The 26,277-nt window shown below is 64.3% G+C and carries 23 protein-coding genes; 10 read left to right on the forward strand and 13 right to left on the reverse strand.

The genetic code is table 11. The annotated features are described in order from the left end of the window. Positions 1 to 13 precede the first annotated feature (13 nt). On the forward strand, positions 14 to 910 hold the full coding sequence (locus M1D97_RS15775) for a PhzF family phenazine biosynthesis protein (RefSeq protein ID WP_456268652.1): 897 nt from the start codon (positions 14 to 16) through the stop codon (positions 908 to 910). 39 nt (positions 911 to 949) lie between these two features. After that, positions 950 to 2,011 carry a lipoate--protein ligase family protein gene (locus M1D97_RS15780; RefSeq protein WP_456268653.1) on the forward strand — a complete coding sequence of 354 codons (1,062 nt, stop codon included), beginning with the start codon at positions 950 to 952 and terminating at the stop codon, positions 2,009 to 2,011. Between the two features lie 26 nt (positions 2,012 to 2,037). Here the strand turns inward: M1D97_RS15780 and M1D97_RS15785 are convergent, their stop codons facing one another. Beyond that, a complete protein-coding gene (locus tag M1D97_RS15785; RefSeq protein ID WP_456268654.1) occupies positions 2,038 to 2,916 on the reverse strand; it encodes a cation diffusion facilitator family transporter in 879 nt (292 codons plus the stop codon). Positions 2,917 to 3,096: 180 nt separating this feature from the next. On the opposite strand from M1D97_RS15785, the gene M1D97_RS15790 reads away from it, so the two are divergent. The 5 genes from M1D97_RS15790 to M1D97_RS15810 all read left to right on the forward strand — a co-directional run bounded on the left by M1D97_RS15790 (position 3,097) and on the right by M1D97_RS15810 (position 10,471). Continuing rightward, positions 3,097 to 4,836, forward strand: a complete 1,740-nt coding sequence (locus tag M1D97_RS15790) for an ABC transporter ATP-binding protein (protein WP_456268655.1) — start codon at positions 3,097 to 3,099, stop codon at positions 4,834 to 4,836. Continuing rightward, the gene (locus M1D97_RS15795; protein ID WP_456268656.1) at positions 4,833 to 6,572 is read left to right on the forward strand and encodes an ABC transporter transmembrane domain-containing protein; all 1,740 of its coding nucleotides are present in this window, start codon (positions 4,833 to 4,835) and stop codon (positions 6,570 to 6,572) included. Before M1D97_RS15790 ends, M1D97_RS15795 begins: the two co-directional genes overlap by 4 nt. Before the next feature lie 172 nt (positions 6,573 to 6,744). Then, positions 6,745 to 8,154, forward strand: a complete 1,410-nt coding sequence (locus M1D97_RS15800; protein WP_456268657.1) for a PqiA/YebS family transporter subunit — start codon at positions 6,745 to 6,747, stop codon at positions 8,152 to 8,154. Then, the gene (gene pqiB, locus M1D97_RS15805; protein ID WP_456268658.1) at positions 8,151 to 9,797 is read left to right on the forward strand and encodes an intermembrane transport protein PqiB; all 1,647 of its coding nucleotides are present in this window, start codon (positions 8,151 to 8,153) and stop codon (positions 9,795 to 9,797) included. Before M1D97_RS15800 ends, pqiB begins: the two co-directional genes overlap by 4 nt. Continuing rightward, a complete protein-coding gene (locus M1D97_RS15810) occupies positions 9,794 to 10,471 on the forward strand; it encodes a PqiC family protein (protein ID WP_456268659.1) in 678 nt (225 codons plus the stop codon). The genes pqiB and M1D97_RS15810 overlap by 4 nt, the downstream gene beginning before the upstream one ends. Positions 10,472 to 10,607: 136 nt before the next feature. Here M1D97_RS15810 and M1D97_RS15815 read toward each other — a convergent pair whose 3' ends face one another. The 4 genes from M1D97_RS15815 to rdgB form a co-directional block, all read right to left on the reverse strand. Next, positions 10,608 to 11,456 (reverse strand): 23S rRNA (adenine(2030)-N(6))-methyltransferase RlmJ, encoded by an 849-nt coding sequence (locus M1D97_RS15815; protein ID WP_456268660.1) that lies wholly within the window; start codon positions 11,454 to 11,456, stop codon positions 10,608 to 10,610. A gap of 78 nt (positions 11,457 to 11,534) precedes the next feature. Further along, positions 11,535 to 12,200: an OmpA family protein gene (locus M1D97_RS15820; protein WP_456268661.1), complete on the reverse strand. Its 666-nt coding sequence runs from the start codon at positions 12,198 to 12,200 to the stop codon at positions 11,535 to 11,537. 86 nt (positions 12,201 to 12,286) lie between these two features. Beyond that, the gene (hemW, locus tag M1D97_RS15825) at positions 12,287 to 13,465 is read right to left on the reverse strand and encodes a radical SAM family heme chaperone HemW (protein ID WP_456270238.1); all 1,179 of its coding nucleotides are present in this window, start codon (positions 13,463 to 13,465) and stop codon (positions 12,287 to 12,289) included. Further along, positions 13,462 to 14,061: an RdgB/HAM1 family non-canonical purine NTP pyrophosphatase gene (rdgB, locus tag M1D97_RS15830; protein ID WP_456268662.1), complete on the reverse strand. Its 600-nt coding sequence runs from the start codon at positions 14,059 to 14,061 to the stop codon at positions 13,462 to 13,464. Before rdgB ends, hemW begins: the two co-directional genes overlap by 4 nt. Positions 14,062 to 14,328: 267 nt before the next feature. On the opposite strand from rdgB, the gene M1D97_RS15835 reads away from it, so the two are divergent. After that, entirely contained in the window at positions 14,329 to 15,015 is a 687-nt protein-coding gene (locus M1D97_RS15835) for a LuxR C-terminal-related transcriptional regulator (RefSeq protein ID WP_456268663.1), read from the forward strand. Between the two features lie 116 nt (positions 15,016 to 15,131). Here M1D97_RS15835 and M1D97_RS15840 read toward each other — a convergent pair whose 3' ends face one another. Then, entirely contained in the window at positions 15,132 to 16,667 is a 1,536-nt protein-coding gene (locus M1D97_RS15840; RefSeq protein WP_456268664.1) for a SulP family inorganic anion transporter, read from the reverse strand. Continuing rightward, positions 16,664 to 17,449: a carbonic anhydrase gene (locus tag M1D97_RS15845; protein ID WP_456268665.1), complete on the reverse strand. Its 786-nt coding sequence runs from the start codon at positions 17,447 to 17,449 to the stop codon at positions 16,664 to 16,666. Before M1D97_RS15845 ends, M1D97_RS15840 begins: the two co-directional genes overlap by 4 nt. Before the next feature lie 294 nt (positions 17,450 to 17,743). Here M1D97_RS15845 and M1D97_RS15850 point away from each other — a divergent pair, with 294 nt between their 5' ends. After that, positions 17,744 to 18,427, forward strand: a complete 684-nt coding sequence (locus M1D97_RS15850; protein WP_456268666.1) for a LuxR C-terminal-related transcriptional regulator — start codon at positions 17,744 to 17,746, stop codon at positions 18,425 to 18,427. A gap of 21 nt (positions 18,428 to 18,448) precedes the next feature. On the opposite strand, the gene M1D97_RS15855 is transcribed toward M1D97_RS15850, so the two are convergent. From M1D97_RS15855 to M1D97_RS15880, 6 genes are all read right to left on the reverse strand, one after another. After that, the gene (locus M1D97_RS15855; protein ID WP_456268667.1) at positions 18,449 to 20,017 is read right to left on the reverse strand and encodes a bifunctional aminoglycoside phosphotransferase/ATP-binding protein; all 1,569 of its coding nucleotides are present in this window, start codon (positions 20,015 to 20,017) and stop codon (positions 18,449 to 18,451) included. Between the two features lie 83 nt (positions 20,018 to 20,100). Next, the gene (gene hemL, locus M1D97_RS15860) at positions 20,101 to 21,390 is read right to left on the reverse strand and encodes a glutamate-1-semialdehyde 2,1-aminomutase (RefSeq protein ID WP_456268668.1); all 1,290 of its coding nucleotides are present in this window, start codon (positions 21,388 to 21,390) and stop codon (positions 20,101 to 20,103) included. A gap of 114 nt (positions 21,391 to 21,504) precedes the next feature. Continuing rightward, positions 21,505 to 22,137 (reverse strand): thiamine phosphate synthase, encoded by a 633-nt coding sequence (gene thiE / locus M1D97_RS15865; protein WP_456268669.1) that lies wholly within the window; start codon positions 22,135 to 22,137, stop codon positions 21,505 to 21,507. Then, positions 22,134 to 22,970: a bifunctional hydroxymethylpyrimidine kinase/phosphomethylpyrimidine kinase gene (thiD, locus tag M1D97_RS15870; protein ID WP_456268670.1), complete on the reverse strand. Its 837-nt coding sequence runs from the start codon at positions 22,968 to 22,970 to the stop codon at positions 22,134 to 22,136. The genes thiE and thiD overlap by 4 nt, the downstream gene beginning before the upstream one ends. Then, positions 22,970 to 23,449, reverse strand: coding sequence for a protoporphyrinogen oxidase HemJ (gene hemJ, locus M1D97_RS15875; RefSeq protein ID WP_456268671.1), 480 nt, complete (start codon positions 23,447 to 23,449; stop codon positions 22,970 to 22,972). Before hemJ ends, thiD begins: the two co-directional genes overlap by 1 nt. Positions 23,450 to 23,454: 5 nt before the next feature. Beyond that, entirely contained in the window at positions 23,455 to 25,236 is a 1,782-nt protein-coding gene (locus M1D97_RS15880) for a chloride channel protein (RefSeq protein ID WP_456268672.1), read from the reverse strand. 209 nt (positions 25,237 to 25,445) lie between these two features. Between M1D97_RS15880 and erpA the strand changes: the two genes are divergently transcribed. Next, a complete protein-coding gene (gene erpA / locus M1D97_RS15885; RefSeq protein WP_456268673.1) occupies positions 25,446 to 25,799 on the forward strand; it encodes an iron-sulfur cluster insertion protein ErpA in 354 nt (117 codons plus the stop codon). The last annotated feature ends 478 nt before the right edge of the window (positions 25,800 to 26,277 follow it).

A 26,277-nucleotide genomic window follows, 5' to 3' on the forward strand; every position in this document is an offset into this window, starting at 1 on the left:
AAAGAGAGTTGCCATGCCACTTGATCGCGTGCTCGATGCCCGGGAAGCCTTTCTTGACTATGTCCTGATTGATGTCTTCACCGATACGCCCTTTCAGGGCAATCCGCTGGCCGTGTTTCCGGACGCCGGCGCCCTGAGCACCAGCGCCATGCAGCGCATTGCCCGCGAACTCAATCTGTCGGAGACGGTTTTTATCGCCGCCACGCCCATGCCGGGCATTTTTGAGCTGCGCATCTTTACACCGCATCAGGAGCTGGCCTTTGCCGGCCATCCCACCATCGGCGCGGCCTGGCTTCTGCGCGAGATCGGCTGGCATGACGATCAGCTGCCCCTGAAGTTTCACGAGCCGGCCGGCGAGGTGCCGATCCGGTTCGACGGCGAACAGGCCTGGCTCAGTACGCCCAACCCCCTGAGCATCGAGCCGAGTGCGCTGTCATGCTCGAGTGCGGCGGCCCTGCTGGGGCTTTCGCCGGAGGCCGTGGTCGAGGAGCCGGTGGTCGGCTCCAGCTGCGGCGCGCCCTTTCATCTGATCCGGCTGTCCGGCCTCGAGGCGCTGGCCGATGTGCGGGCCGATCCGTCGCAGCTGCCGGCGGCGTTGAAGGACGCGCATGGCGCCAACGTTTATCCCTACGTTCAGGAAGCGGCGTACCACATCCGGGCGCGCAAGCTGCGTATCAGCGATCAGGTGGTGGAAGACCCGGCCACCGGCAGCGCCGCCGCGCCGCTGGCCGGCTACCTGGCAGGACAGTCGCGGGAGAGCGGCCTGCTGGAATACACCATTTTGCAGGGCATCGAGATGAGTCGCCCCGGCCGTATCGGCGTGCTGGTGGACAACACCGACCGGGGCGTGAGGGCCATTCACGTGGGCGGCACGGCCGTGGTCATCGGCGAAGGGCGGCTGCGAACCTAAACGCCGCTTACCCCGTTTTCAGCGCAGACAGGAGACCCCATGGCCGCAGAACATCATCACGGCGAATACAAGGTACCCGGCGGCAAGCTGCTGGTGGCCGACATCACCACCGACAGTGACCGGCTCGCCTCGGTGCGGCTGTCGGGCGATTTCTTTCTCGAGCCCGACGACGCCCTTGAGGCCATCAACGCCGCACTGGTGGGCGCCAGTGTCACCGCCGGCGCCGGAGAGCTGACCGAGCGGGTGCAGCAGGCACTGCCGGAAGGGGTCGTCATGGTCGGCCTCTCCGCACCGGCCGTGGCCACCGTCATCCGCCGGGCGCTGGCCCGGGCCTCCGACTGGGGCGAGCACACCTTCCATTTGATCCACCGTGGTCCGGAAGCGCCGGCGCTGCACATGGCCCTCGATGAGGTACTGACCCGTGAGGTGGCCGAAGGTCGGCGCGGGCCGACGCTGCGGGTCTGGGAGTGGGACCGGTCGGCCGTCATCATCGGCAGCTTCCAGTCGCTGGCCAACGAGGTCGATACGGCGGCCGCCGATGAGCTCGACATCGAGGTCATGCGGCGCATCAGCGGCGGCGGGGCGATGTTCGTCGAGCCCGGCAACACCATTACCTGGTCGCTGATCGTGCCGGAGAGCCTGGTCGAGGGGCTGTCGTTCGTGGAGAGCTACGCCTTTCTCGATGACTGGGTGCTCCAGGCGCTGGCCGACATGGGGATTCGCGCCTGGTATGTGCCGATCAACGACATCACCTCGGAAGGCGGCAAGCTGGCCGGCGCCGCACAGAAGCGCCTGAACGGGGCGGTGCTGCACCATGTCACCATGGCCTACGACATCGACGCCGAACGCCTGACCCGGGTGCTGCGCATCGGCCGCGAAAAGCTCTCCGACAAGGGCACCGCCAGCGCCGGCAAGCGGGTCGACCCGCTGCGACGCCAGACCGGCCTGTCGCGCGAGGCCATCATCGAGCGCATGACGGCCTCCTTCGGCGCGCGCTTGACGCTGGTGCCCGACGAGCTTCGACCCGATGAGCTGAGCGCGGCGCAGGCACTGGCCGACTCGAAGTTTCACGATAAGGCGTGGCTGCACCGGGTGCCGTAGCGCGCGGCCCGACCGAAGACACGGGGTCAGTCAAAGACGATGTCGGCGATCGGCTCGGCCTTGTGCTCGGGTTCGACGTGGATGGTGACGCGCACATCGCCCAGCGCCTGACGCAGGCCGACTTCGATGCGATCACAGATTTCGTGGGCGTGAAACACCGTGGTGTCGCCCGGCACCACGAGATGGAAGTCAACAAAGGTGGCGCGCCCGGCGTGGCGAGTGCGCACATCGTGGGCCTCGACGGCCCCCTCGCCGGTCGAGGCGATCACGCCGTGAATGCGCGCCAGCGTCTCCGGCGAGACCGCCTCGTCCATCAGCCCGCTCAGGGATTCACGAATGACCTTGGCGCCGGACCACAGGATGTTGATGGCCACGATAATCGCCACCAGCGGGTCCAGCAGCCACCAACCCGTCGTCATGGCCAGCACCACGCCCACGATGACACCGGCCGAGGTGATCACGTCGGTGAACAGATGACGGCCGTCGGCGACCAGCGCCGGTGAGCGCTCGCGGCGGCCGAAATGAATCAGCGCCCGGGACCAGACGGCGTTGATGACGGTGGCGGCCAGACTGATGACGATCCCCAGGGTCGGCAGCGCCAGCGGCTGCGGGTCCATGAGCCCGGTCACGGCCTCGCGCAGGATCAAAAGCGCGGCGATGATGATCATCACCCCTTCCAGCACGGCGCTGAAAAACTCCGCCTTGTGATGGCCGTAGGGGTGGTTGTCATCGGCGGGCATGGCAGCGACCCGAATGGCGATCAGCGCCGCCACCGCCGTGACCACGTTGACCAGACTCTCGAGGGCATCGGAGAGCAGCGCCACGGAACCGGTCAGCGCATAGGCCAGCGTCTTGAGCCCGAGGACAGCAAAGCCCACCAGCAGGCTGCCCCAGGCAAGTTTCATGGTGGTCGACAAAACCCTGTCCTCACGGTATTGAGCGCCCTAGCGTAATCGTCGTCGACGGGGCGAACAACGTGAATTCCGCGGCGCGGGGTACGGATAAACCGCCTGACCGGGTGTCCCTTTGTTACACTGGCCGTGCTGTCTCCCGTCCCGTTCACTGACTGATCCGATCCGACACCCATGGCACTGCGCCGACTGCTGCTCGATTTCCTGGCGACCCACCGCCGCGCCTATCTGCTGGCCATCACGGCCCTGCTGGCGGTGGGCCTTCTCAACATGGCGCTGCCCTGGTGGGCCGGTCGCATCATCGATGCCCTCAACGAGGGGCGTATCGACATGCCCGGACTGTGGCGCAGCGCCGCGCTGCTGGTGGCGGTAGCACTGGCCATGTATGGGCTGCGCTATCTATGGCGCATGCTGCTCTTTGGCGCCTCCTATCGGCTGGGCGTGGCGCTGCGCGATCGGTTCTATGAAAAACTGACCCGGCTGGACCCGGGGTTTTTCCAGCAGCGCCGCAGCGGCGATCTGCTGGCACGCTCGACCCAGGACATCGACGCCGTGGAAGTGGCCGCCGGCGAAGGCGTGCTCTCCAGCGTCGACGGCGCGCTGACGCTGGTGCTGGTGCTGGCCATGATGGTCATCGTGATCGATGCGCCGCTGGCGCTGATCGCGCTGATTCCCTTTCCCTTCATGGCCTGGGGCTTTTACCGCATCGCCAGCCGGGTGCAGGGCTATTTCGGCCAGTCGCTGACGCGCTTTTCCGATCTCAACGACCGCACCCAGGAGGCGATCGCCGGGCTGCGCCTGCTGCGCCAGCACTCGCTGATCGAGGCCGAGATCGAAGACTTCGATCGACGCGCCGAGGCCCATGCCCGCGCCCACTATCAGGTGCAGCGCATGGAAGCGCGCTACGACCCGGTGGTGTTTCTGGCGCTGGGCACTGCGACGCTGGCCACCATCGCCGCCGGCAGCTGGCGCTATCTGGGCGGGGCCATCACGCTGGGCGAGCTGACCAGTTTCACGCTGTATCTGGTGCAGCTGATCTGGCCGATGTTTGCCCTCGGCTGGTGTCTCAACATCCTGCAGCGCGGCGAGGCGGCCGCCCGGCGGCTGACCGAGTTCTTCCATGAGCGCGAAACCATCGTTGACGCGGGCGAGCTGACCACGGTGCCCTCGCCGGCCATCGACGTGGCGATCGAGTCCTTTACCTACCCACTGTCGCACACGCCGGCGCTGGCCGATCTTCACCTGGCGATCGCCCCGGGCGCGAGCGTGGGCATCGTGGGCGCCACCGGCAGCGGCAAGTCCACCCTGATCCGCCTGCTGCTGCGCCAGTATCCGCTGGAAAGCGGCAGCCTGCACCTGGGCGGACAGTCGCTGGGTGACTACCGGCTGGACGCGCTGCGCGCGATGTATGCCTACGTGCCCCAGGACCCCTATCTCTTTGCGGCCACGCTGGGCGAGAACGTGGCACTGGGTGTGCCCGAGGCCAGCGATGAGGCGATCCGTCAGGCCCTGACGGCGGCGGCCTTCGGGCCGGATCTGGACCGCCTGCCCGAGGGGCTCGACACCCGCATCGGCGAACGCGGCGTGACGCTCTCCGGCGGTCAGCGCCAGCGGGTGGCGCTGGCGCGTGCCCTGCTCTCGCCGGCGCCCATTCTGCTGCTCGATGACACGCTCTCGGCGGTGGATCAGACCACCGAGCAGCAGCTTCTGGAAACGCTGGCGGCCGAGCGCGAGCGCACCTGCCTGATCGTCAGTCACCGGCTGTCGGCGGTGCGCCACGCCGATCATATCGTGGTGCTGGATCAGGGCCGCGCCGTCGAGCAGGGCCGACACGACGCGCTGCTGGCACAAGGCGGTCACTACGCGCGCCTGTGGCAGGAGCAGCAGATTCGCGGGGCGGAGACAGCGTCATGATCAATCGTCGCCTGCTCGCGCTGATGCTGCGCCCGCTGCTCAAGGATCGTCGCCGCCTGCTGCTGGCGCTTTCGCTGCTGCTGACCGCCACCGCCATGGACGTGCTCGGTCCCTGGCTGACCAAGCACTACATCGATGCCTATCTGGTACCGCGCGATCTGCGCGTCGAGCCGCTGACCCTCTTGCTGCTGCTCTATGTCGGCAGCCAGATCCTCGCCGCGCTGGGACGCTATCTGCAGACGCTCTATTTTGCCCGCATTGCGCTGGACGCCGTGCATGCCCTGCGCCTGCGGGTCTTTCGCCACGTCATGCGCCTGCCCCAGCACGTCCATGACGCCACGCCCACCGGCGAGATGGTGGCGCGGGTGACCAACGATACCGATGATCTGCGCGAGCTCTACGTCGAGTTTCTCGCCACGGTGCTGCAGAATGTGGTGCTGTTGATCGGCATTCTGATTGCCATGGCGCTGATGGATCTCAAGCTGATGCTGATCGCCGCTACCCTGATCCCGGTGGCGGCGGTGATCATCGGGGGCTATCAGCGCGCCAGCGGCCCGGCCGCCATGGCGGTGCGCCGCCTGCGCGCCGGACAGAACGCACGCATCAACGAGGCGATCGGCGGCATGAGCGTTTTGCAGGCGTTCAATCAGGCCGGGCGCTTTCGCGCGCGCTATCACGAGCTTAACGTGGCGCAGTATCACGCCCGGCTGCATACCATCCGCATCTCGGCGCTTTTGTTGCGCTCGGCGCTGGATCTGGTGGGCGTGATCATCCTGGCGGCGCTGCTGCTCGGCTACGGCATCGACGCTCTGGCAGGCGGCGCCGAGATCGGTGTGCTCTATGCCTTTGTCACCTGGCTGGGGCGCGTCAGTGAGCCGCTGATCGAGATCACCCAGCGCTTTAACATCTTTCAGCAGGCGGGCGTGGCCGGCACGCGGCTGCTCTCCCTGATGGATCGCCCGCAGGCCGCCGCCGGGGAGGATCAGCAAGCGGTCAGCTCGGCCGACTACCGGATCCAATCGCTGGCGTTTCGCCATCACGGCGCCGAGGCCGATACGCTCGAGGCCATCGATCTCGATATTCCCGAGGGACATTTCATCGGCCTGGTCGGCCCCACCGGCAGCGGCAAGTCGACACTGCTGGATCTGCTCGGCGGTCTGCAGCCGGTGAGCGGCGGTCAGCTGCTGCTGGACGGGCGACCCATCGAGACGCTGGCGCCGTCGGTGATCAATGCGGTGATGGCCAGCGTCCCCCAGGAGCCCTTCATCCGCTCGACCACGCTGCGGGACAACCTGCTGATGGGCATCGAGGCCGATGACGCCGCCATCGCCCGCGCCATCGATGAGGCGCAGCTGCGCGAGCTGATCGCCCGCCTGCCCGACGGGCTCGACACGCCGCTGGGCGAGCGTGGCCTGACGCTGTCCACCGGCGAGCGCCAGCTGCTGGCACTGGCCCGGGCGCTGCTGCGCCGGCCGCGCATCCTGCTGCTCGATGAGGCCACCGCCAGCGTCGACAGCCTGACCGAATCGCGGCTCAATCGGGCACTGGCCGCACTCAAGGGGCGGGTCACGATGGTGGTGGTGGCCCACCGGCTCTCCACCATTGCCGGCGCCGATGAGGTCGTGGTGATGCAGGCCGGGCGCATCATCGAGCGCGGCGCGCCGGGGCAGCTGCTGGAGAATCCGGACGGGGCCTACTACCGGCTCTGGCATCAGCCGACCCCCGCAGCTGTCTGAGGTCAGACTTTCGGGATAGATGATGGCTTGCCGTGGCCGGGCGTCGATGCTATTTACGTACCATGCTGAATGTTTAACGGCATCCGGCTGATTCGGGCCACGGCCCGGGCGAGGCGTCATGACAACGACTGATGGCCGGCACAGCCGGTGATTTTCCCGGCATTAAGCCTTCATGACCGTTCGGCCCCGGCCGATACCGGCCACACTATTCTCCCGGGTGAGCTGTCCCGGACCGATTTCGGAGAGCACCATCACCACGCCATCCGTGCCTTCACCGCCCCTGCGGGTCTGCCATGAGTGCGATCTGATCAGTACCGTGCCGAAGCTTTCGTGCTCGGAGAGCGCCCGCTGCCCGCGCTGTCAGCACGAGCTGATGGCCCGCAAGCGCGCGCCCGCCCAGCAGGCGCTGGCGCTGGCCGTTGCCGCGGTGGTGGCGCTGATCACGTCACTGGCCTTTCCGTTTATCTCCTTTTCCGCCCGCGGGCTCGAGCGCGCCATCAGCCTGACCGATGCCATGGCGATCCTCTCGACCGGCAACTACACCGTGCTGGCCATCGTGCTGTGGATGGTGCTGCTGCTGCTGCCGATGCTCTATCTGGGCATGGTGATCGTGATCCACACCGCCTTTCTGCTGGGCCGTCGGCCGCCGCGCGGCAAACTGATGCTGCGCACCCTGCGTCATATCGAGCACTGGATGATGGCCGATGTGTTTCTGATCGGGGTGCTGGTCAGCCTGGTCAAGATCCTGTCGCTGGCCAGTATCGGCTTTGGCGTCTCGTTCTGGGCCTTCTGTCTGTTCGTGGTGCTGATGCTTCTGATCTCGCGCAGCGTGGATCGCGACTGGCTCTGGGAGCTCATGGCGCCGGAGCCGGCCCCGCCGGCGCGGGCACGGGCCGGGCACACCGCGCAGGCGCAGAAACTGGTGGGCTGTCCGGTCTGCAGTACGGTCAACGACTATCACCATTACCAGCCGTGCTACTGTCGTCGCTGCGGCGAGAAGCTGCACATGCGCCACCGCCACAGCGTGCAGAAGACCCTGGCGCTGCTGGTGGTCTCTGTCATTCTCTACATTCCGGCCATGATCCTGCCGATCATGACCGTGTCGAGTCTCAACGATACGACCACCCAGACAGTCATGGGCGGCGTTTTGCTGCTGCTCGATCATGGCGACTACCCCATTGCCGCCATTATCTTTCTGGCCAGCGTCGTCATTCCGGTGGCCAAGCTGATGGCGCTGTTCTGGCTGTGCGTCAAGGTGGCCCGGCCACAGCCCTGGCGGCCCGAGGTACGCATGACCCTTTACCGGGTGACCGAGTTCATCGGCCGCTGGTCGATGATCGATGTCTTCGTGGTTGCCCTGCTGGCGGCGCTGGTCCAGCTGGGCGTGCTGATGCACGTCTCGGCCGAGCCCGGCATCATCGCCTTTGGCGCCGTGGTGATATTGACCATGATTGCCGCCATGAGTTTTGATCCGCGCCTGATCTGGGACGCCGCCGATCATCCGGACATCGATGAAAGCGATCACTCCACATTCTCCCCTCAGCCGGTGGTTGCAGGGAAAGCACAGGACACGGGGCAATGAGCGAGACCGAGACCACCGCGCAACGCAAAAAGCATCGCCATATCTCGCCGGTCTGGCTGATCCCGCTGATCGCGCTTTTTATCGGCGGCTGGATGCTGTATCACACGATCTCCTCGCGCGGCCCGGAGATCACGCTGATCATGAACAACGCCGAAGGCATCGATGCCGGCAATACCATGATCAAGGCGCGCAACGTGGACGTGGGCGAGGTCACCTCGGTGTCGCTGTCGGAGGACACCTCGCACGCCGTGATCAAGGCGCGCATGAACCCGGACACCGATCGGCTGCTCAACGACGAGACGCAGTTCTGGGTGGTCAAGCCGCGTATCGGTCGCGAAGGCATCAGCGGCCTCAACACCGTTCTGTCGGGCGCCTACATCCAGCTGCAGCCGGGGCATTCGGACAACGCTCAGGACAGCTTCGAGATGCTCGAGCAGCCGCCGGTCGCACCGCCGGATGCCCGGGGCCTGCGCCTGCATCTGACCAGCGCCGCAGCCGGCTCGCTCAACGTGGGCGACCCGGTGCTGTTCCAGGGCTTCACCGTCGGCCGGGTCGAGAATCTCGAGTTCGATACCGAAGACCGGGTGGTGCACTATCAGCTCTTCATTCAGGAACCCTACGAGGACCTGGTCACCAGCAATACCCGCTTCTGGCTCTCCTCGGGGATCAATTTCGATCTGACCTCAGAGGGCTTCTCGCTCGGGCTGGGCTCGCTGGAGTCACTGGTCAGCGGCGGCGTCACCTTCGGCGTGCCGGAGGATATCCCGCCGGGCGAGCCGATCGGCCACGACAGCGAACTGGTCTTTACCATGTACAGCGATGAAGAAAACGCCCTGCAGGGCAGCTTCAGCCACTATCTGCGCTATGTGGTCATGATCGATGACACCGTGCGCGGGCTCTCCCGCGGCGCGCCGGTCGAATATCGCGGCGTGCGCATCGGCACCGTGGATACCGTGCCCTATCGCATCGATCTGCTGCAGGAAAACCAGGTCGAGGGCTTTCGCATTCCGGTGCTGATCCGCATCGAGCCACAGCGGATGCAGGCGAAGGTGGACGAGGAGTCGCTCAAGGACTGGCGCGCCCGCATCAACGCCATGTTCAACAACGGCCTGCGCGCCTCGCTCAAGACCGGCAACATCTTTACCGGCGCGCTCTTTGTCGATACCAACTTCGTGGACAATCCGCCCGAGCGCTCGATCAACGAGTACAACGGCGTGGCCGTGTTCCCCAGCGAGCCCGGCAGCTTTGCCCAGATCGAACAGAAGGTGACCGGTCTGCTCGACAAGCTCAACAACCTGCCGGTGGAGTCATCGCTGGATCGCCTGGATTCGACGCTGGCCAGCTCCGAGTCGCTGATCAAGGAGCTCAACGAGACCGCCAGCAGCATCAATGAAGTGCTCAACGACGAGAGCACCCGAGGCCTGCCCGGTGACGTTCAGCGCACGCTGCGCAGCATCGAGCAGACGCTGTCGAGCTACTCGAGCGAGGCACCGGCCTACGGCGAGCTGACCTCGACGCTGAGAAGCCTCGAGCAGCTGATGCGCTCGCTGCAGCCGGCGGCGCGTACCATCAGCGAGAAACCCAATTCGCTGATATTCAATCGCGGCGAGATTCAGGATCCGCAACCGAGGGCCCGTCAATGATGATGTCACTTCTTAACGCCTCGTATCGCAGTGCTGCCCTGGTCGTGGTGGCGATGCTGGCCGGCTGTGCCGGCCAGACCACCGAGTTTCACCGCTATACGCTGCCGCTGGCCGATCAGCGCGTCGCCGAGCCGGGGGTATCGCTGCCGGACAGCGCCCCGACGGTGGCGGTGTCGTCGGTGCGGCTGGCGGACTATCTCGACGGTCAGGGCGTGGTCTATCAGACCAGCGATATCGAGGTGAACGAGGCGCAGACCAACCTGTGGGCCGACAACTTGAGCGCCCAGCTCACCCGCAGCCTGCAGCGCACCCTGGGAGATCAGCTCGGTGATCACCGCGTGCTGGGCGAGACCGTGGCCGGCGATCGCGCCGATACCGGGGTGCGGGTCACACTGTCACGTTTTCAGGGCCGCTATGACGGCATGGCGGTGCTGGCCGGGCAGTATCAGCTGCGCGATGCCGGCGGCAACCTGCTGACCCAGCAGCACTTCGATGTTCAGCGCCCGCTGGAAGAGGACGGCTATCCGGCACTGGTGCGCACCCTCTCCCGCGGCTGGGAAAGCGTGGGCGAGCAGATCGCCGCCGAGATCGCCCGTCAGGAGCAGCGGGCAGCCGACGCCGCGGCCTCATCAAACCGCTCGCAGCCGCGTGCCACGCCGGCGGAGTCGTCCTGAGTCGCCGACCGATCCCGGAGCGTCACTTCTGTGAAACGACAAGGGCCCGCCATGATGGCGGGCCCTTTTTTATGGCTCGACCCCGGCTGTGACCGGCCCCCGGTTTCCAGGACGACGCTTTTCAAAATGACTCGTTTCAGGGGGACTCGGGCATCCACCAGTCACTGGTGTGGGAGGCGCCGTCACCATACAGCGCCGCCAGCGCGTTGAAGGTCTCATCGAGCCGTGTTTCCAGCTGCCAGGGCGGGTTGAGCAGCAACAGTCCCGAGCCGTACAGCCCGCGCTCGCCGGACGGGGCATGGTGGATCAGCTCGCTGCGCCATACCTTGTTGATGCCGTGGGATCGGATGCCGTCGAGCAGGCGCTGATGGCGAGCGTCACCCAGCAGCGGATACCAGATCAGCACGATGGCGTGGCGCGCCTGCTGCACGACCCGTGACAGCGTCGCGGCGACCGCCTCGAACTCGCTTTTCACCTCATAGGCGGGGTCGATCAGCACGCACAGTCGGGGCGTTCGCACCGGCAGCTGATGCACCAGCCCTTCCAGACCATCGCGCTTGAGCCGGCGCACATGGGGCGTTTCGAGGGCGGCCGCCTCGAGATGGCGATGCTCGCCGGGATGCAGCTCATACAGGGTCAGCCGATCGTCGGGTCGCATGGCGCGGGCCAGCCACCAGGGCGAGCCCGGATAGCGCGACAGCGTCTGCGCATCCTCCTGAAGGGTGGCCAGCGCCTCGCACCAGCGCCCCAGCAGTCCCTTTTGCTGCGCCCTCGCCTGCCACAGCGGCAGCACCCCCTCGCGATATTCATCAAGGTGGGCGGTCTCGGGCGCCTGTAGCGGGTAATCGCCCCGCCCGGCGTGGGTATCGATCAGGCTCAGGGCCGAGCGCTTTTCCATGAGGCGCTCGGTCAGCGCATACAAGGCCAGATGCTTGTGCACGTCGGCAAAGTTGCCGGCATGCCACGCATGTTGATAGGAAAGCACGCTCCCTCCTTGAAAGAACGTCGCCGCAGTCACGGGACTGCGGCGACGATACGGCCGGCAGGACTGCCGATCCGGTGATCAGCTGTTGCCGTTGGGGACCAGCGTGATCGTGACGCGACGATTCTGCGCCCGGCCTTCGGGCGTATCGTTACTGGCCACGTAGTTGCTGGCGCCGTAGCCCTGCATGATCAGGCGATTGAAGTTGACGCCACCGCGGGCCAGATAGTTGCCCACCGTCTGGGCGCGCAGCTCGGACAGGCGCTGGTTGTAGGCGGCCGAACCGGTCGAGTCGGTATAGCCGGCAATGTTGACCAGCGTATCAGGGTATTCGTCAAGCACCTTGATGACGCCATCCAGCGGGGCGTGAATCTGCGAGGAGAGCTCGCTGGAGTCACTGCCGAAGGTGATGGCGCTGGGCATGTTGAGCTGGATCTGATCGCCCACGCGATTGACGCTCACGCCGGTGCCCTGCATTTCCTGGCGCAGCTTGGCTTCCTGGGCGTCCATGTAATAACCGACCCCGCTGCCGGCGGCCGCGCCCACGGCCGCACCGATCAGGGTCTTGTCGAGACGGTGGTTGCCACTTTTGGTGGCGCCGGCCACACCGCCGAGCAGCGCACCAATGCCGGCGCCCTTGGTCAGGCTCGAGGTCTGCTGCTCATTGGTATAGGGATTGGTCGTGGTACAACCCGTGGCGGCCATGACCACGGCCAGCGGTGCCGCCAGCCAGATGCTTTTCTTCACGTTCTGCTCTCCTGTGAATACCGTTCGGGGCGCCTCCCCGACCGTTATGAACCTGCAGGACCATCACGGCCCTGCCGTGCGGCCCGTCATGAGCGGGCCAGAACCGAATCATCGCACAGCACCAGCAAATCGTTGAGAAACAAGCGTCCCAGCGGCGTGGCCTGAATGCGCGAGTGTGTCTCGAACATCAGCTCGCGGGCGATGGCGGCTCTAGTGTGAGCATCCAGACGCGCCTCGTCGAGCCCGGTGTGTCGCTGCCAGAATTCGCTGGGCACGCCATCGCTCAGGCGCAGGGCGTTCATCAGAAACTCGAGCCCGCGCTCCTCGCGCGACAGTTGCCGCGTACCGGCCGCAAAGCCGCGCGGGTCACCGTGGCGGGCCAGATAGGTCTCGGGCTGGCGCGTTTTCCAGCGCCGCTCGATCACAAGTCCCTCGCCGTCGGGACGGGAGATCTTGCCATGAGCGCCGGCGCCGATGCCCAGGTAGTCGCCAAAGCGCCAGTAGTTCAGGTTGTGGCGCGCCTCGTGCCCGGGGGGTGACCACGCCGAAATCTCGTAGGCCTGAAAGCCGGCCGCCTCCAGACGCGCCTGGCCGGCATCCTGAATATCGGCCAGCACGTCTTCTTCGGGCAGCTCGGGCGGGCGCGAATAAAAGGCCGTGTTGGGCTCGAGCGTGAGCTGATACCAGGACAGGTGCGTGGGCGCAAGCGCCAGGGCCTGGTCGATATCGGCCAGCGCCATGTCCAGGGTCTGCCCCGGCAGGCCGTGCATCAGATCGATATTGAGCTCGTCAAAACCGACTTCGCGCGCCGTGGCGATGGCCTTTACTGCCTCCGTGGCATCATGGATACGCCCCAGCCGGGCCAGGGCGTCGTTGTCAAAACTCTGCACGCCCACCGAGAGCCGGTTGATGCCTGCACGGCGGAAATCACGAAAGCGCTCGCGCTCGAAGGTGCCCGGATTGGCCTCCAGCGTGATCTCGATATCGCCGGTTAGCGTCAGGCGGCTGCGGATGCCGGCGAGCAGCCTCTGATAGCCGGCGCCACTGATCAGACTGGGCGTGCCGCCACCGATGAAAATGGAGCTCAGCGTCCGCCCCTGGACATTGTCGAGCTCGGCGTCCAGATCGGCCAGCAGGGCATCAATATAGGTCTGCTCGGGCAGGGCCTGCGTCAGCGTATGGGAATTGAAGTCGCAGTAGGGGCACTTGCGCACGCACCATGGGACATGGATATACAGCGCCAGGGGCGGCAGGGATGGCATCAGCGCTCCAGCTGCTCGAGCAGGGCGGCAAGCGCCCGGCCGCGATGGCTGATACGATTCTTGAGATCGGACGAGAGCTCGGCCACGCTCAGCCCCTGATCGGGCACCCAGAACAGGGGATCATAGCCGAAGCCACCCTCGCCGCGCGGCAGGGAGAGAATTTCTCCCGGCCAGCTGCCCTGCACAATGATGGGCACCGGATCCTCGGGATGGCGCATGTAGACAAGCACGCAGTGGTATTGCGCGCCACGCTGGCCCTCGGGCACCTCGGCCAGCGCCTCGAGCAGCCTGTCGTTGTTGGCCCGGTCATCGCCCTGGGCGCCGCTGTAGCGCGCCGAATGGATGCCCGGCGCACCGCCCAGTGCCGTCACCGCCAGCCCCGAGTCATCGGCCAGCGCCGGCAGCCCGCTGCCCCGACAGGCAGCACGTGCCTTGAGCAGGGCATTTTCGACAAAGGTCAAGCCGGTCTCCTCAACGGCCGATATACCATGATCGGCCTGGGCGGTAAGCTCCCATGCCAGCGGTTCCAGCAGCTCGCGGAACTCCCGCAGCTTGCCGGCATTGTTGCTGGCGACAACGAGAGGGCGTGTAGCAGACATAAGGCATGATCCCTTGGTGTGATTGATGGCCCCATTTTAAAGCGCCATGTCGTCACACTGGAACATATTGTTGCGGATCAGCCGACCGAAGTAGACCTGGCGTGTTACAAATAGCGTGATGTTAACCAACGAATTGGCCGTCAAAACAGCGCCTGCCTGAGCGATGCTCCAGACGCCGTTTAAGGGTAAGCTTGAGAGAAGTCTCGTCGTTGGCTGTCACAACATGAGCTGATGAACGGGCATCAAGGGGGCACCGTGGATAGTGACGTGGAAAGTGAAAGCAGGGTAACCGTTTTGCTGGTTACCGAAATCAACCCGCAAAGCGAACTGTTCATGCAGTACGTGCGGGACCGGATCGGCTGTGAGGTCGAGACGCTGGCACCGCGGGATGCGGTACCGGCAGAGGATGATGTACAGCGTGTCGTGCTGCTCGATGCCGATCACGTCGATGAAAAGGACATGTATCACTGGGAGGAGAGCGCCGCCAGCGACAGCGCGACCCTGACGCTTGCGGCCTTCAACCTTGCCGACGAAAACCAGGCCGTCAATCTGGCGACCACCTTTCGCCTGCAGGGCGTCTTTTATCGACGCGATTCGCTGGCCCTGATCTGCAAGGGCATTGCCAAGCTGATCAACAACGAACTGTGGATGTCGCGCAATCTGATGACGCGACTGATCCGGTTCTATCGTCGTCAGCAGATCAATGCCTTCCGGCCGGCCAACGGCCTGACACATCGCGAACTCGAGATCCTGCGACTGCTGGGTACGGGCGCGTCCAATACCGAGATCGCCGGACAGCTGTTTGTCAGCGAGCACACGGTCAAATCGCACCTGTACAACATCTTTCGCAAGCTCAAGGTGCGCAATCGCATTCAGGCCATGAACTGGGTGCGCCAGAATCTGGGCGGTGCGCCCCTGCCACCGGCGTCGCGCAGCACCTCACCCAACGCCTGATCGCATGCCCCCGGCCGATGTGGCGGCGTAAAAAAGGGGCGCCTGCGGTCGGTAATGACCGCAGGCGCCCCTTTTGGCAGCCCGGCACGGGCCGTGTCAGCCCGCGGACATTCTCTTCATGCCGCCGCCGGCGGCGCTGCCGACCGCAGGGCGGGATAGCTTGCCGTCATGCCGTTGACCTGCTTGAGCTCTACCACGATATCGCGCTCGTGTGATGAATAAACAAAATTATCGATGTCCTCCCGGATATCGGGGTCGATAAAACCTGCCTCGCGCGCATCAATGATCAGATGACTTCCCCCTTCGATCCCGTCAAGACAGGAGCGCACCTTGTCGCGGTTGAGAAAGGAAATATCGGTATGAAAGCGCAGCAGCGCGTACCGGTCATGGCGCGTGAACGACACCGCCGAGTGGTAGTTGGCGCGCACCAGAAAATAGAGCCCGCACAGAAAGCCGATAATGACGCCTTCCAGCAGATTGGTGACCATGATTGCGATCACCGTCACGGCAAAGGGCACAAAGCGCTGCCAGCCCTGACGATAGTGCGCAAGAATTGTGGCCGGCCGGGCCAGCTTATAGCCGGTATGCACCAGCACAGCCGCCAGACACGCCAGCGGAATGAACTCCAGCGCCCCGGCCACGAAGGCCACGCTGATCAGCAGCAAAACACCATGCACAAGACTTGCCAGACGCGTGCGCCCGCCCGCCTGCACGTTGGCCGAGCTGCGCACGATCACGGCCGTGATCGGCAGTCCCCCGACCATGCCGCTGACAATATTGCCGATGCCCTGCGCCTTGAGCTCGCGATGCGGCGGTGAATGGCGCTTGAGCGGGTCGATCTTGTCCACGGCCTCAAGACTCAAAAGCGTCTCGAGACTGGCCACCAGCGCCAGCGTCACCGCCGTCACGTAGACCTGCGGTGCCGTCAGCACCGACAGGGCCGGCAGCTGCAGCTGATCGATGAAATCCCCCGGCCCGCCCAGCCCCGGCAGGGAGATGCGCTGATCGGCCCCGAGCGCTCCGGATAGACCGACCGACAGCGCCAGCCGATCCATGGCAATGGCGACCAGCACCGCCACCAGCGGCGCCGGAAAGCGTTTGATCGCGACCGGCATGAACGGCTGTTCCCAGCTGATCAGAATGACCAGCGACACTGCCGCAATGGCCAGCGCCACCGGTGACACCCCGGCCAGCAGCGCGTCAATATTCAGAAGGGAGACGTCATTGTCCTGTGACAACCCCAGCGCCAGCGGAATCTGATTGAGAATCAGGATCAATCCGATGGCCGCCAGCATGCCCTTGATCACCGCCGAGGGCACAAAGGCGCCGATTTTGCCAAGGCGCAGGAAACCGAACACCAGCTGCAAAACGCCGGCCAGCACCGTGGCCATGAAAAGCCCGGTCAGCCCGATCTGTTCGACCGCCCCCAGCACGATCACGGTCAGCCCGGCTGCAGGACCGGAAACGCTCAGCGAGGAGCCGCTGAACAGCGACACGACAATACCGCCGACAATACCGGCGATCAGACCGGACAGCGGCGGCGCCCCGGAAGCCAGCGAAATGCCCAGGCACAGCGGAATGGCGACCAGAAAGACCACCACCCCGGCCGGCAGGTCCCGGGACAGTGTCTTCAGTGACAGTGTGCGACTCATGTGACCGCTCCTTGTTCATGACACAGGGTGTCATCGAGCGTCGGGCCCGGCCCGCACTGATCCCCCTCCCAGCGCTGAATTTCGCGCAGCCTGCCCGTTTCCAGGGCATACACCATGCCATGGATCGTGGGACGCTGATGGCGCGCCCAGTGCGCCTGAATCAGGGGCATCTCGCTTAGCATTCTGATCTGATCAACCACATTGAATTCCACCAGCCGATCAAGACGTTCGGTATCGTCGATTAATTCCGCCAGCTCATCAGCATGCCTTCTTCTGACATCACGGATGGCATCCAGATGATGATCGAGATGAGAATGACCGGTATTTTCGTCGGTCATTGCCGCCCTGATACCGCCACAGCGATGATGGCCGCAGACAATGACATGACGGACCTTTAATACCGCAACGGCATATTCCAGCACGCTCATGAAGCCGCTTTCATGCGGGCAGACCCGATTGGCCACGTTGCGATGAATGAACATTTCTCCCGGCGCGGTATTACACAGCTGCTCGGCGGGCACACGGCTATCGGAGCAACCGATCCACAGCACTTCCGGGGATTGTCCGTGACTCAAGCGATCGAACATGGTCGGATCGCGATGTTCGATTTCACTGACCCAGGCCCGATTTTCCAGCAACAATCTCTCGACAAAACGCATCCACCGCCCCTCTATTTTGTTACAGGACTGTAAGCGACCCGTTTCAAATTCATCCGCTAACGCAATTTCCTGTGCACAATGCGCCATTTGATGTAGATGCACGTTTTGACCGCTCTCATTCAAAAATCGATCGCTCTATAATCGGGGACATCTTCAGTACCCCGGTCGCATCGGCTATCGGTACGATCACCCGAACCGGTACCGCGTTCTCGTTGATCGACCTGGAACGTTAGTCGCAAGAGCTTAATCTGCTCTGAACCTTAAGTGCTTTTAAGTATCTGTTTTGTATACTTTTTTGCTTAATCTTACTTAGCGCGAAGGGTGCCCTGTCCGGCGCGCCGGACCCTGGCACACCCCCCTGTTTTGATTGCTATCGGGTGTCTGAAGGCCTTCATACTCTTTACCAGGGCCACTTTCATGGATGTGACAAACACAGCACTGATCATGGTGACCAAGGGCAGCCCCCAGAATGAGCTGTTTCTGGACTATCTCCGGCAACAGCTGGGCTGCCACGTACAGCAGTTGCCGACCGATGAACCACCCGATCTGCCCGAGCATTTGAAGCAGTGCCGTGTCGTGGCACTGCTCGACGATGATCATCTGGAAGAGTCCGTCCTGCGTGAATGGACGCAGCAGCTGGGACAGTACGACGAAGCCATCTTCACCGCCTTTAACATGAGCGATGAGGACCGCGCCGTGTCACTGATGATGCGCATGCCGCTGCACGGCATCTTCTATCGGGGGGACTCGCTGGAGCTGATCAGCAAGGGCATTCGCAAGCTTTTCGAAGGAGAGATGTGGCTGTCGCGCCCGCTGATGGAGCGTTTACTGTGCGCCTACTGGCATCGCCAGCACGACGAGCAGCTGCCACTGGCGAGCCTGACACCGCGCGAGCAGGAAATTCTGGGCCTGCTGGACAGCGGCGCCAGCAATCTGGATATCGCCGACCGGCTCTCCATCAGTGAACACACGGTCAAGTCGCACCTGTACCACGTGTTCAGAAAGCTCAAGGTCAGAAACCGCGCCCAGGCGCTCAATCTCCTGCGCCAGCAGCCCACGGCCGTGGTGGCCGCGCCCCGGACGCGCCGGGACCCGGCCTGATCCACCACCCGCCGCCACGGTTCAGTTCAGGCGCAGTCGCTCGCGGATCAGCGACACCAGCGTCAGATTGGCATCCTCGGCCGTGGTATCCAGATGAATCAGATAGGCCAGCTCATCCTCGCCGAAGGCCTCACGCGAGGCGAGCTGGTAATCCAGCACGTCAGTCCCGGCCTCCGACACCTCACCGCGTCGGTCCCGCCGGCGGCGCAGACGATCACGCAGCGTCGCGTCATCGGCCTCGAAACTGATCAGAAGCGCCGCCAGCCCGCGCTTTTCGGCCTCGTGTCGCAGCCGGTCACGCTGTGAGCGCTTGAGCGCGGTGGCATCGATGCAGACCGGGTAGCCGGCCTCCATCAGCGTCCCGCTCAGACTCGCCAGCCGCTCGTAGGTCCGGCGGGTCATCTCGTCGCTGTAGATACCGCCCGCCACACTGGATGCCGAGTCGGCATCGGGCGTCATGTCACACAAGCGCTTGCGCTCGACATCGGAGCGCAGCCGGATGGCCCCCAGCGACCGCACGACCTGTTCGGTAAAGCGGCTCTTGCCGCTACCCGAGACCCCCACGCTGATCAAAAGCCACGGGATATCGATCTCGCTGTAGCGCTCGGCCAGCGCGATGTAGCTGCGATAGTCCGACAGCGCCGCGTCCCGGTCGGCCGGATGCAGGTCCGGCTGCTGCAGACGAAACAGCGCCACCTTGGCCCGCACCATCGCCCGATACGCCTTGTACCAGGGCAAAAGGCGCACCAGCTCGTGATCGCCGCTGCCCTCCAGATAGCGATTGAGCACGTGGCTGGACAGCGCATGTTCCCCACGCGCCTCGAGATCCATCAGCAAAAAGGCCAGCTCGCAGCAGACATCGTTGTAGCGCAGGTCATCATTGAACTCGATGCAGTCAAAGATCAACGCCCGCCCCTCGTGCTGCACCACGTTGGCCAGATGCACATCGCCATGCGTTTCCCGCACGAAGCCGTCGCGCTGGCGCTGTGCCAGCATCGGCGCAAGGCGCTGATACAGCTCCTCGGCGCGCTGGGCCAGCTCGTCAAGGCGCCGCAGGTCGTCGGCATCCTCCAGCAGCGGCCGGATCTGCTCGAAGTTCTGCACCACCGGCGCATAGGCCGCCTCCGGGGTGCCAAAGGCGCTGTCCGGCGACACGCGCTCGGCGCGCTGATGGAAGGCGACCAGCTGATCCACCATGTCATCCATCATGGGGCGGGTCAGTTCGTTGTTGGCCTGCAGCGTCGAGAAAAGCCCCGCATTGTCGAATTGACGCATGCATACGGCATACTCGAAGGGCTCGCCGTCACCGTTCAGGACAGGGGCCTCGGGCGTGCCGCTGATGGGCACCACCTGCTCATAGAGGTCACCGGCCAGACGGCGATTGAGCCGCACCTCGTCGTCACAAAAGCGCCGGCGGCGCTCCAGCGTCGAAAAGTCCAGAAAGCCGAAATCCAGCGGCTTCTTGATCTTGTAGGCGTGGTCACCGGTGAGGATGACCCAGGAGATATGGGTCTCGTACACCTGCAGATTCGACACGTCATGATTGAAAAACCGGCCGCTTCTCAGCGCGCTGATCAGTGACTGACTCAAGGGGCTCGCTCCGGATCAGTAAGGGGATTCGCCCGCCGCAACGACCGGGGGCGTGACGTGGCGCCCCGCCGGGGCGCCGGGGTTCAGCTCATGGTGGCAAACACGGCTTCGGCCGCCTCGAGCGTGGCATTGATGTCTTCATCCTCATGGACGCTGGACATGAAGCCGGCCTCGAACGGTGACGGCGCCATGTAGACGCCGCGGTCCAGCATGGCCGTGAAAAAGGCCCTGAAGCGCTCGACGTCGCAGGCGGTGGCAGCCGCGAAATCGTTGACCTCATGCTGCTCGGTAAAGAACACGCCGAACATGCCGCCGGCGCGCTGGGTGATCAGCGGCACACCGGCGGCGGCGGCCCGCTGCTCGAGGCCATCACACAGGGTATTGACGCGTTCGGTGAGACGTTCGTGAAAGCCGGGCTGACGAATCTTTTTCAACAGCGCAATGCCGGCGGCCATGGCCAGCGGATTGCCGGCGAGCGTACCGGCCTGATAGACCGGCCCCAGCGGCGAGAGCTGCTCCATGATGGCCCGCTTGCCCCCAAAGGCGCCGACCGGCATGCCGCCGCCGACGATCTTGCCCAGGCAGGTCAGATCCGGCGTGACGTTGTAATGCGCCTGGGCGCCGCCCAGCGCCACGCGAAAACCGGTCATGACCTCATCAAAGATCAGCACGGCACCGGCCTCATCGCAGACCTCGCGCAGGCACGCCAGAAAGCCCGGCGCCGGTGGAATGCAGTTCATGTTGCCGGCCACCGGTTCGACGATGACACAGGCCACCTGATCGCCAATCTCGCGGAAACACTCGCGAACGCCCTCGATATCGTTGTAGGAGAGCGTCACGGTGTGCTCGGCCAGCGAGGCCGGCACGCCGGGCGAGCTGGGTTCGCCATGGGTCAGCGCGCCCGAGCCGGCCTTGACCAGCAGCGAATCCACATGGCCGTGATAGTTGCCCTCGAACTTGACCACCTTGTCGCGACCGGTATAGCCACGGGCCAGTCGAACGGCCGACATGGTCGCCTCGGTACCCGAATTGACCATGCGCACCATGTCGATCGACGGCATGATCTCGCAGATCAGTTCCGCCATGTCGGTCTCGACGGCGGTCGGCGTACCAAACGACAGGCCGTCTTCCAGCCGGTCGCGCACGGCGCTCAGCACGTCCGGGTCGGCGTGGCCGGTAATCATCGGACCCCAGGAGCCGACATAGTCGATGTAGCGCCGGCCCTCGACATCAAAGAGATAGGGGCCGCGGGCGCGCGACACGAACATGGGCGCGCGTCCCATGCCCTTGAAGGCACGCACCGGAGAATTGACGCCACCGGGAATGCGTTGCCCGGCGCGGGTAAACAGCGTCTCGGAAGTGATGGGATCCATCGTTGCGCTCCTGTGGAGAAAGGGGTCGCCGACCGTAGTCGGTACGGACGGCCCACGGGTTTCAGTTATCCACAGCCGGTTGGCAGACAGCCATCGACACCGGCTGTGGATGAATCAGGGGGCCTGCTGATCGAAGCGCCGGTTGAGCCGACGGACCGCCGCGCCCGGGTCATCGACGCCAAAAATGCCGTGCACCAGCGCCACCAGATCGGCACCGGCACTGATCGTGGCGTCGATATTGTCGGCGTTGATACCGCCGATCGCCACACGCGGCAGCCCGAATCGTTCGGCGCGGGCCAGAACCGACAGCTCCGCCGGCGGGGCATCGGGCTTGGTGCTGGATGGATAGAAGCGGCCGAAGGCCAGATAGCTGGCCCCCTCACCGGCCGCCTGCTCGGCGAATTCGATACTGTCCTGACAGGTGGCACCGATAATGGCCTCCGGGCCCAGTGCCTTGCGGGCGCGGGCGATCGAGCCGTCACTGCGCCCCAGGTGCACCCCGGCGCCCAGCCGCCAGGCCAGCGCCGCATCGTCGTTGATGATCAGCGGCGTGTCGTACTGATCGCACAGCGCCTTGAGGGCGCGCGCCTGGCGCTCGCGCTGTCCTTCATCGCCGGACTTGTCGCGATACTGCAACAGGGCAATACCGGCACTCAGCGCGGCCTCGCACCGGTCGATGAGCGTGGCGTCATCCGGCATCAGCTGCGCATCGGTCAGGGCGTAAAGCCCCTGCTTCCACTCGGTCATGTCGCGCTCTCCTGATTCGACAAGTGATCTCGCCCGGTCAGACGATCGGGCACGTACTGGCCGCGCCCGGGCATCAGCGCGTGCTCCAGACTCTGCCAGGTAAACTGCTGGGCCTGCTGACAGGCGCGCTCGAGCGACGCCCCCCGGGCCAGCAGGGCGGCCGTGGCGCTGGCCAGCGTACATCCCGAGCCATGATAACTGCCCGGCAGACGCGGCCACGACCATGACTGCGTGCCTGCCGGCGTGTACAGGTGGTGCGTTACGCGGTGCTGCCCCTTTTCCCCGGCGGCATCGGCGCCCGTGGCCAGTACGGCGCCTGCGCCGGTGGCCAGCGCTTTTTCGGCCTGACCGGCCATGTCCTGCTCCGCCAGGGCAGGCCCCGGCAGGCTTGCTGTCAGCCGGAGCAGTTCCTGCCGGTTGGGCGTGATCAGACTCGCCAGCGGCAGCAGCCGCTGGACAAAGGCGGTCATCAGGGTCTGGCTGGACAGTTCGCGCCCGCCGCCGGCCTTCAGCACCGGATCCACGACGATGGGCAGATGCGGGTACGCCGCGCACAGCGCAATCACCGCCTCCAGCGCGGAGAGATCGGCGATCAGCCCGACCTTGATGGCGTGGATGTCGCAATCCTCGAGCAGCGCCCGGGCCGTGGCCAGTATCTCCTCGCCGGGGCGCGGCATGACGCTCTGGACATCCACGGTGGTCTGGCGCGTCAGTGCCGTGGGCACCGTCAGCGCCCAGCCGCCCATGGCGCGCACGGTTTCGGCATCGGCGATCAGCCCGGCACCGCCGGTCGGGTCGTGACCGGCCAGCACCAGCACGCAGGGCAGGGCCATCAGAACGGCTGGACCACGGACAGGATGACAATGGCGATCAGCAACAGCGCCGGCACGATACCGAAGATGCGGTAATAGGTGCCACCGCGTCGGTTGGTGCCGGCCGCGAAGCGTTTCATGTGCGCCATGCAGATATGGTGAAAGCCGATCAAAAGAACGACCAGCACGGCCTTGACGTAAAACCAGCCGGCGGTGAGGTAGCCCTGGAAATCGAGGGCCACGAGCCAGATACCGAAGATCAGCGTCAGGATCATCCCCGGGTTCATGATGGCGCGATAAAGCTTGCGCTCCATGACCTGAAAGCGGGTCGAACCCTGACCGTCGTCCTGACGCAGCGCATGGCTGTGGTAGATGAAAAGACGCGGCAGATAGAAAAGCGCGGCAAACCAGACAGTAAATGAAATGATATGAAGGGCCAGCACCCAGGCGTACATAGGTTCATCCTCGATAGCGTCGGTCGGAGCGTGTCTGATGGTCATGGCCATCAATGGTAATAGTTTTCGATGGCTTCACGCGTGATGATACCGGAAACCCGATGCATCATCGGCGCGGTAATATGTCTGACGTAGAGGGCATCCACCCGCTGGTCGTCCAGGCATGCAAAGGCCTCCGATAGCGTAGCCTGAAGATCGATGGGAGCCAGCTCCAGTCGCTTGCCCGGGATCTCCAGCAAATTGATGCTGTTCTCCTGATCCACGCCGGCCTCGCCCTTGTCTTCCAGCGCGCGCGCCATGTCCGCCGCCAGCAGTGCCAGAGGCGCCTTGCCGGGTTCGCGGTCGGCCTTTTGCTGATCCCCCTGACGGTGAATCAAAAGCCATGTCGGTCGGGCATCCAGAATGTTGCGCGCTCGTTCACGACTGATGACCGCAGCGGTCACGCTGACACTGCGGTCCATGACGGCCCCCACCCCGACCCGTGACAGCGCCTGCATCAGGGGCTGCTGCAGGGGGTGCTGGGTACTGCCCTGACGGGGCATGACATAAAAGCCCTGGGTGCGCCAGGCAAGACGCGCGGTCAGCGCCGCACTCAGTACGGTCAGCATGCCGTACAGGATGATATCAGGGCTGTGCGTCAGCTCCAGCAGCGCCATGATGGCTGCCAGCGGTGCCTGCAGTACGGCCCCCATCATGGCCGCCATGCCCATCATGACATACAGGTTGGGTTCGCCCGCCATTGAGGGCAAAAGCGCCGATGCCCCGACACCAAAGAGCGCCCCGGCCGCGGCGCCGATCACCAGTGTCGGCCCCACGATCCCCACCGGGATGCCGCAGGCCACGGTGATGGCCGTCAGAATCAGCTTGCCCAGTGCCAGCGCCAGCAGCACATCCAGTCCTGTCTGCCCGGCCAGAATCATGTCGACGCTGTCGTAGCCGATGCCCTGCACCTGCGGATAAAAAAGGGCCACCGCACCAGTCAGTGTACCGGCCATCAGGATGCGAATGCCCCAGGGAATCCGGGTGAGTCTGTCACCCATGCAGGCCAGGCGAACAAAGCCGCCGGCCATGACGCCGATCGCCAGCGCCATGAGCAGAAGCCAGGGAATATCGAGCAGGCGCGGTTCAATGACGCCAGGCAGCATGAAGGCCGGCGCCGAGCCGAAATGCAGCTGCGTGATGACGGCACCGGTGGCCGAGGCCAGCATGACCGGCATGAAACCGGTCAGGGTGTACTCCATCATCACCACTTCCATGGCGAAGATGACACCGGCGATGGGCGTATTGAAGGAGGCCGAGATACCGGCGGCCACGCCGCAGCCCACCAGCACGCGCAGGCTGTTGTGCGGCAGCTTGAGCAGCTGGCCGATCCAGCCCGAGGCGCCGGCCCCCAGATGGACGGACGGTCCCTCGCGGCCGGCGGACAGTCCGCCCAGCAGCGAGATGACGCCGACCCACCACTGATTGAACCAGTTGTCGCGGGCCATGACGCCCTGGTGATAGGAAAAACGCTCGATCACGTGGGTAATGCCAATGCGCCGCGCACTTCGTTTCTGCCAGCCAAGCCCCAGCCCGATCAGCGCGACGGCGATGACCGGCAGGCTCACGCGCACCACCGTGGGCAGGGCCTCAAAGGCCTCGGCATCCCCCTGCGGCATCAGCATCAGCGCACCCAGCTCGATCAATTCCCGAAAGACGATCATGATGATGCCGGTCAGGGCACCGGAAATGACCGCCAGCAGACACAGCTGCGGCAGGGCATTGACGCTGGCCAGTTCGCGTCGAAAGTTTTCAAGACTCAGGCGTGACGTATCCAGCAAACGGCGCGGCAAGCTTTCTCTCCCCAGCTTCGAAGTAACGGATCACGGGACACCACGCCCGTCAGCCTATCACTGTTTGTCCTGCACGCCCCCATGACCACCGCCCCGACCCTGCCGGTTGACCATTGACCGGGGGGGTGTCGATAATGGTGATCATGACAGCCACGAGGCTGATCCATTCCTGGCACGCATCAGGTGTGTCATCTCAGAAGGAGGCCGCGATGAGCGGAGCAGAATCCTTTGTTCCGACCCCGCTTGTCTTTACCGACGCCGCTGCAGGCAGAGTCAGGACGCTGATCGAGGAAGAACACAATCCGGCTCTGAAGCTGCGCGTCTACGTAACGGGAGGCGGTTGTTCGGGCTTTCAGTATGGTTTCGATTTTGCCGAAACCGTCGGTGAAGACGATACCGTGATCGAAAACGGCGATGTTGCCATGGTGATCGACCCGCTGAGCTTTCAGTATCTGGTCGGCTCGACGGTCGACTTTGAAACCGGCCTGGCCGGTGCCCGCTTTCTGATCAAGAATCCCAATGCCACCACGACCTGTGGCTGCGGCGCATCCTTTACGGTCTGATGCTCGCCGATGAGATTCAGGCGCCTGTCGCTCGACGACAGGCGCCTTTTTTATGCCCGAATGATCATCATGATCGCTTTTTTGGGCCCTTTCCCCCTGTGGACAACCATTGACGCCCCGGGCGTCCTGTCACGCCACACCCCGCCACACACGGACACCTCACGTTCTCCGGTCGACATGACGCCTTTCTTGATGAGTGTGGGGAGAACCCGCCGCGAGCCCGGTTGATGACGCGGGGATAAATCGAGCTGTGGGCAAGTCGAGGGGTTATGCACACCCCGTACAGGGCCTGCCCCAGGGAAGCACGCAATTTTCCCGAAGATTCAGTCACACCCCAGCTGCCTGTTCTGACGGTAGAAACATCGCTTTTCCACAGAAAACGGCGATACCAGTAATCACAACCACAACAGAACTTCTTATTTAAAAAAGATGTTTTATTAATAAGTGACTCGCCAACTGACGAAAATCCGTGTGTGGA

It is taken from the genome of Kushneria sp. AK178 (assembly GCF_053903105.1).

Coding starts and splice junctions, on each gene's coding strand:
- pqiB (WP_456268658.1), top strand. CDS start 8,151: ATGAGCGAGACCGAGACCACCGCGCAACGCAAAAAGCATCGCCATATC.
- thiE (WP_456268669.1), bottom strand. CDS start 22,137: ATGACCGAGTGGAAGCAGGGGCTTTACGCCCTGACCGATGCGCAGCTG.
- M1D97_RS15795 (WP_456268656.1), top strand. CDS start 4,833: ATGATCAATCGTCGCCTGCTCGCGCTGATGCTGCGCCCGCTGCTCAAG.
- M1D97_RS15800 (WP_456268657.1), top strand. CDS start 6,745: ATGACCGTTCGGCCCCGGCCGATACCGGCCACACTATTCTCCCGGGTG.
- thiD (WP_456268670.1), bottom strand. CDS start 22,970: ATGGCCCTGCCCTGCGTGCTGGTGCTGGCCGGTCACGACCCGACCGGC.
- M1D97_RS15790 (WP_456268655.1), top strand. CDS start 3,097: ATGGCACTGCGCCGACTGCTGCTCGATTTCCTGGCGACCCACCGCCGC.
- hemJ (WP_456268671.1), bottom strand. CDS start 23,449: ATGACCATCAGACACGCTCCGACCGACGCTATCGAGGATGAACCTATG.
- M1D97_RS15780 (WP_456268653.1), top strand. CDS start 950: ATGGCCGCAGAACATCATCACGGCGAATACAAGGTACCCGGCGGCAAG.
- M1D97_RS15850 (WP_456268666.1), top strand. CDS start 17,744: ATGGATGTGACAAACACAGCACTGATCATGGTGACCAAGGGCAGCCCC.
- M1D97_RS15840 (WP_456268664.1), bottom strand. CDS start 16,667: ATGAGTCGCACACTGTCACTGAAGACACTGTCCCGGGACCTGCCGGCC.
- hemL (WP_456268668.1), bottom strand. CDS start 21,390: ATGGATCCCATCACTTCCGAGACGCTGTTTACCCGCGCCGGGCAACGC.
- M1D97_RS15810 (WP_456268659.1), top strand. CDS start 9,794: ATGATGATGTCACTTCTTAACGCCTCGTATCGCAGTGCTGCCCTGGTC.
- rdgB (WP_456268662.1), bottom strand. CDS start 14,061: ATGTCTGCTACACGCCCTCTCGTTGTCGCCAGCAACAATGCCGGCAAG.
- M1D97_RS15785 (WP_456268654.1), bottom strand. CDS start 2,916: ATGAAACTTGCCTGGGGCAGCCTGCTGGTGGGCTTTGCTGTCCTCGGG.
- erpA (WP_456268673.1), top strand. CDS start 25,446: ATGAGCGGAGCAGAATCCTTTGTTCCGACCCCGCTTGTCTTTACCGAC.
- M1D97_RS15775 (WP_456268652.1), top strand. CDS start 14: ATGCCACTTGATCGCGTGCTCGATGCCCGGGAAGCCTTTCTTGACTAT.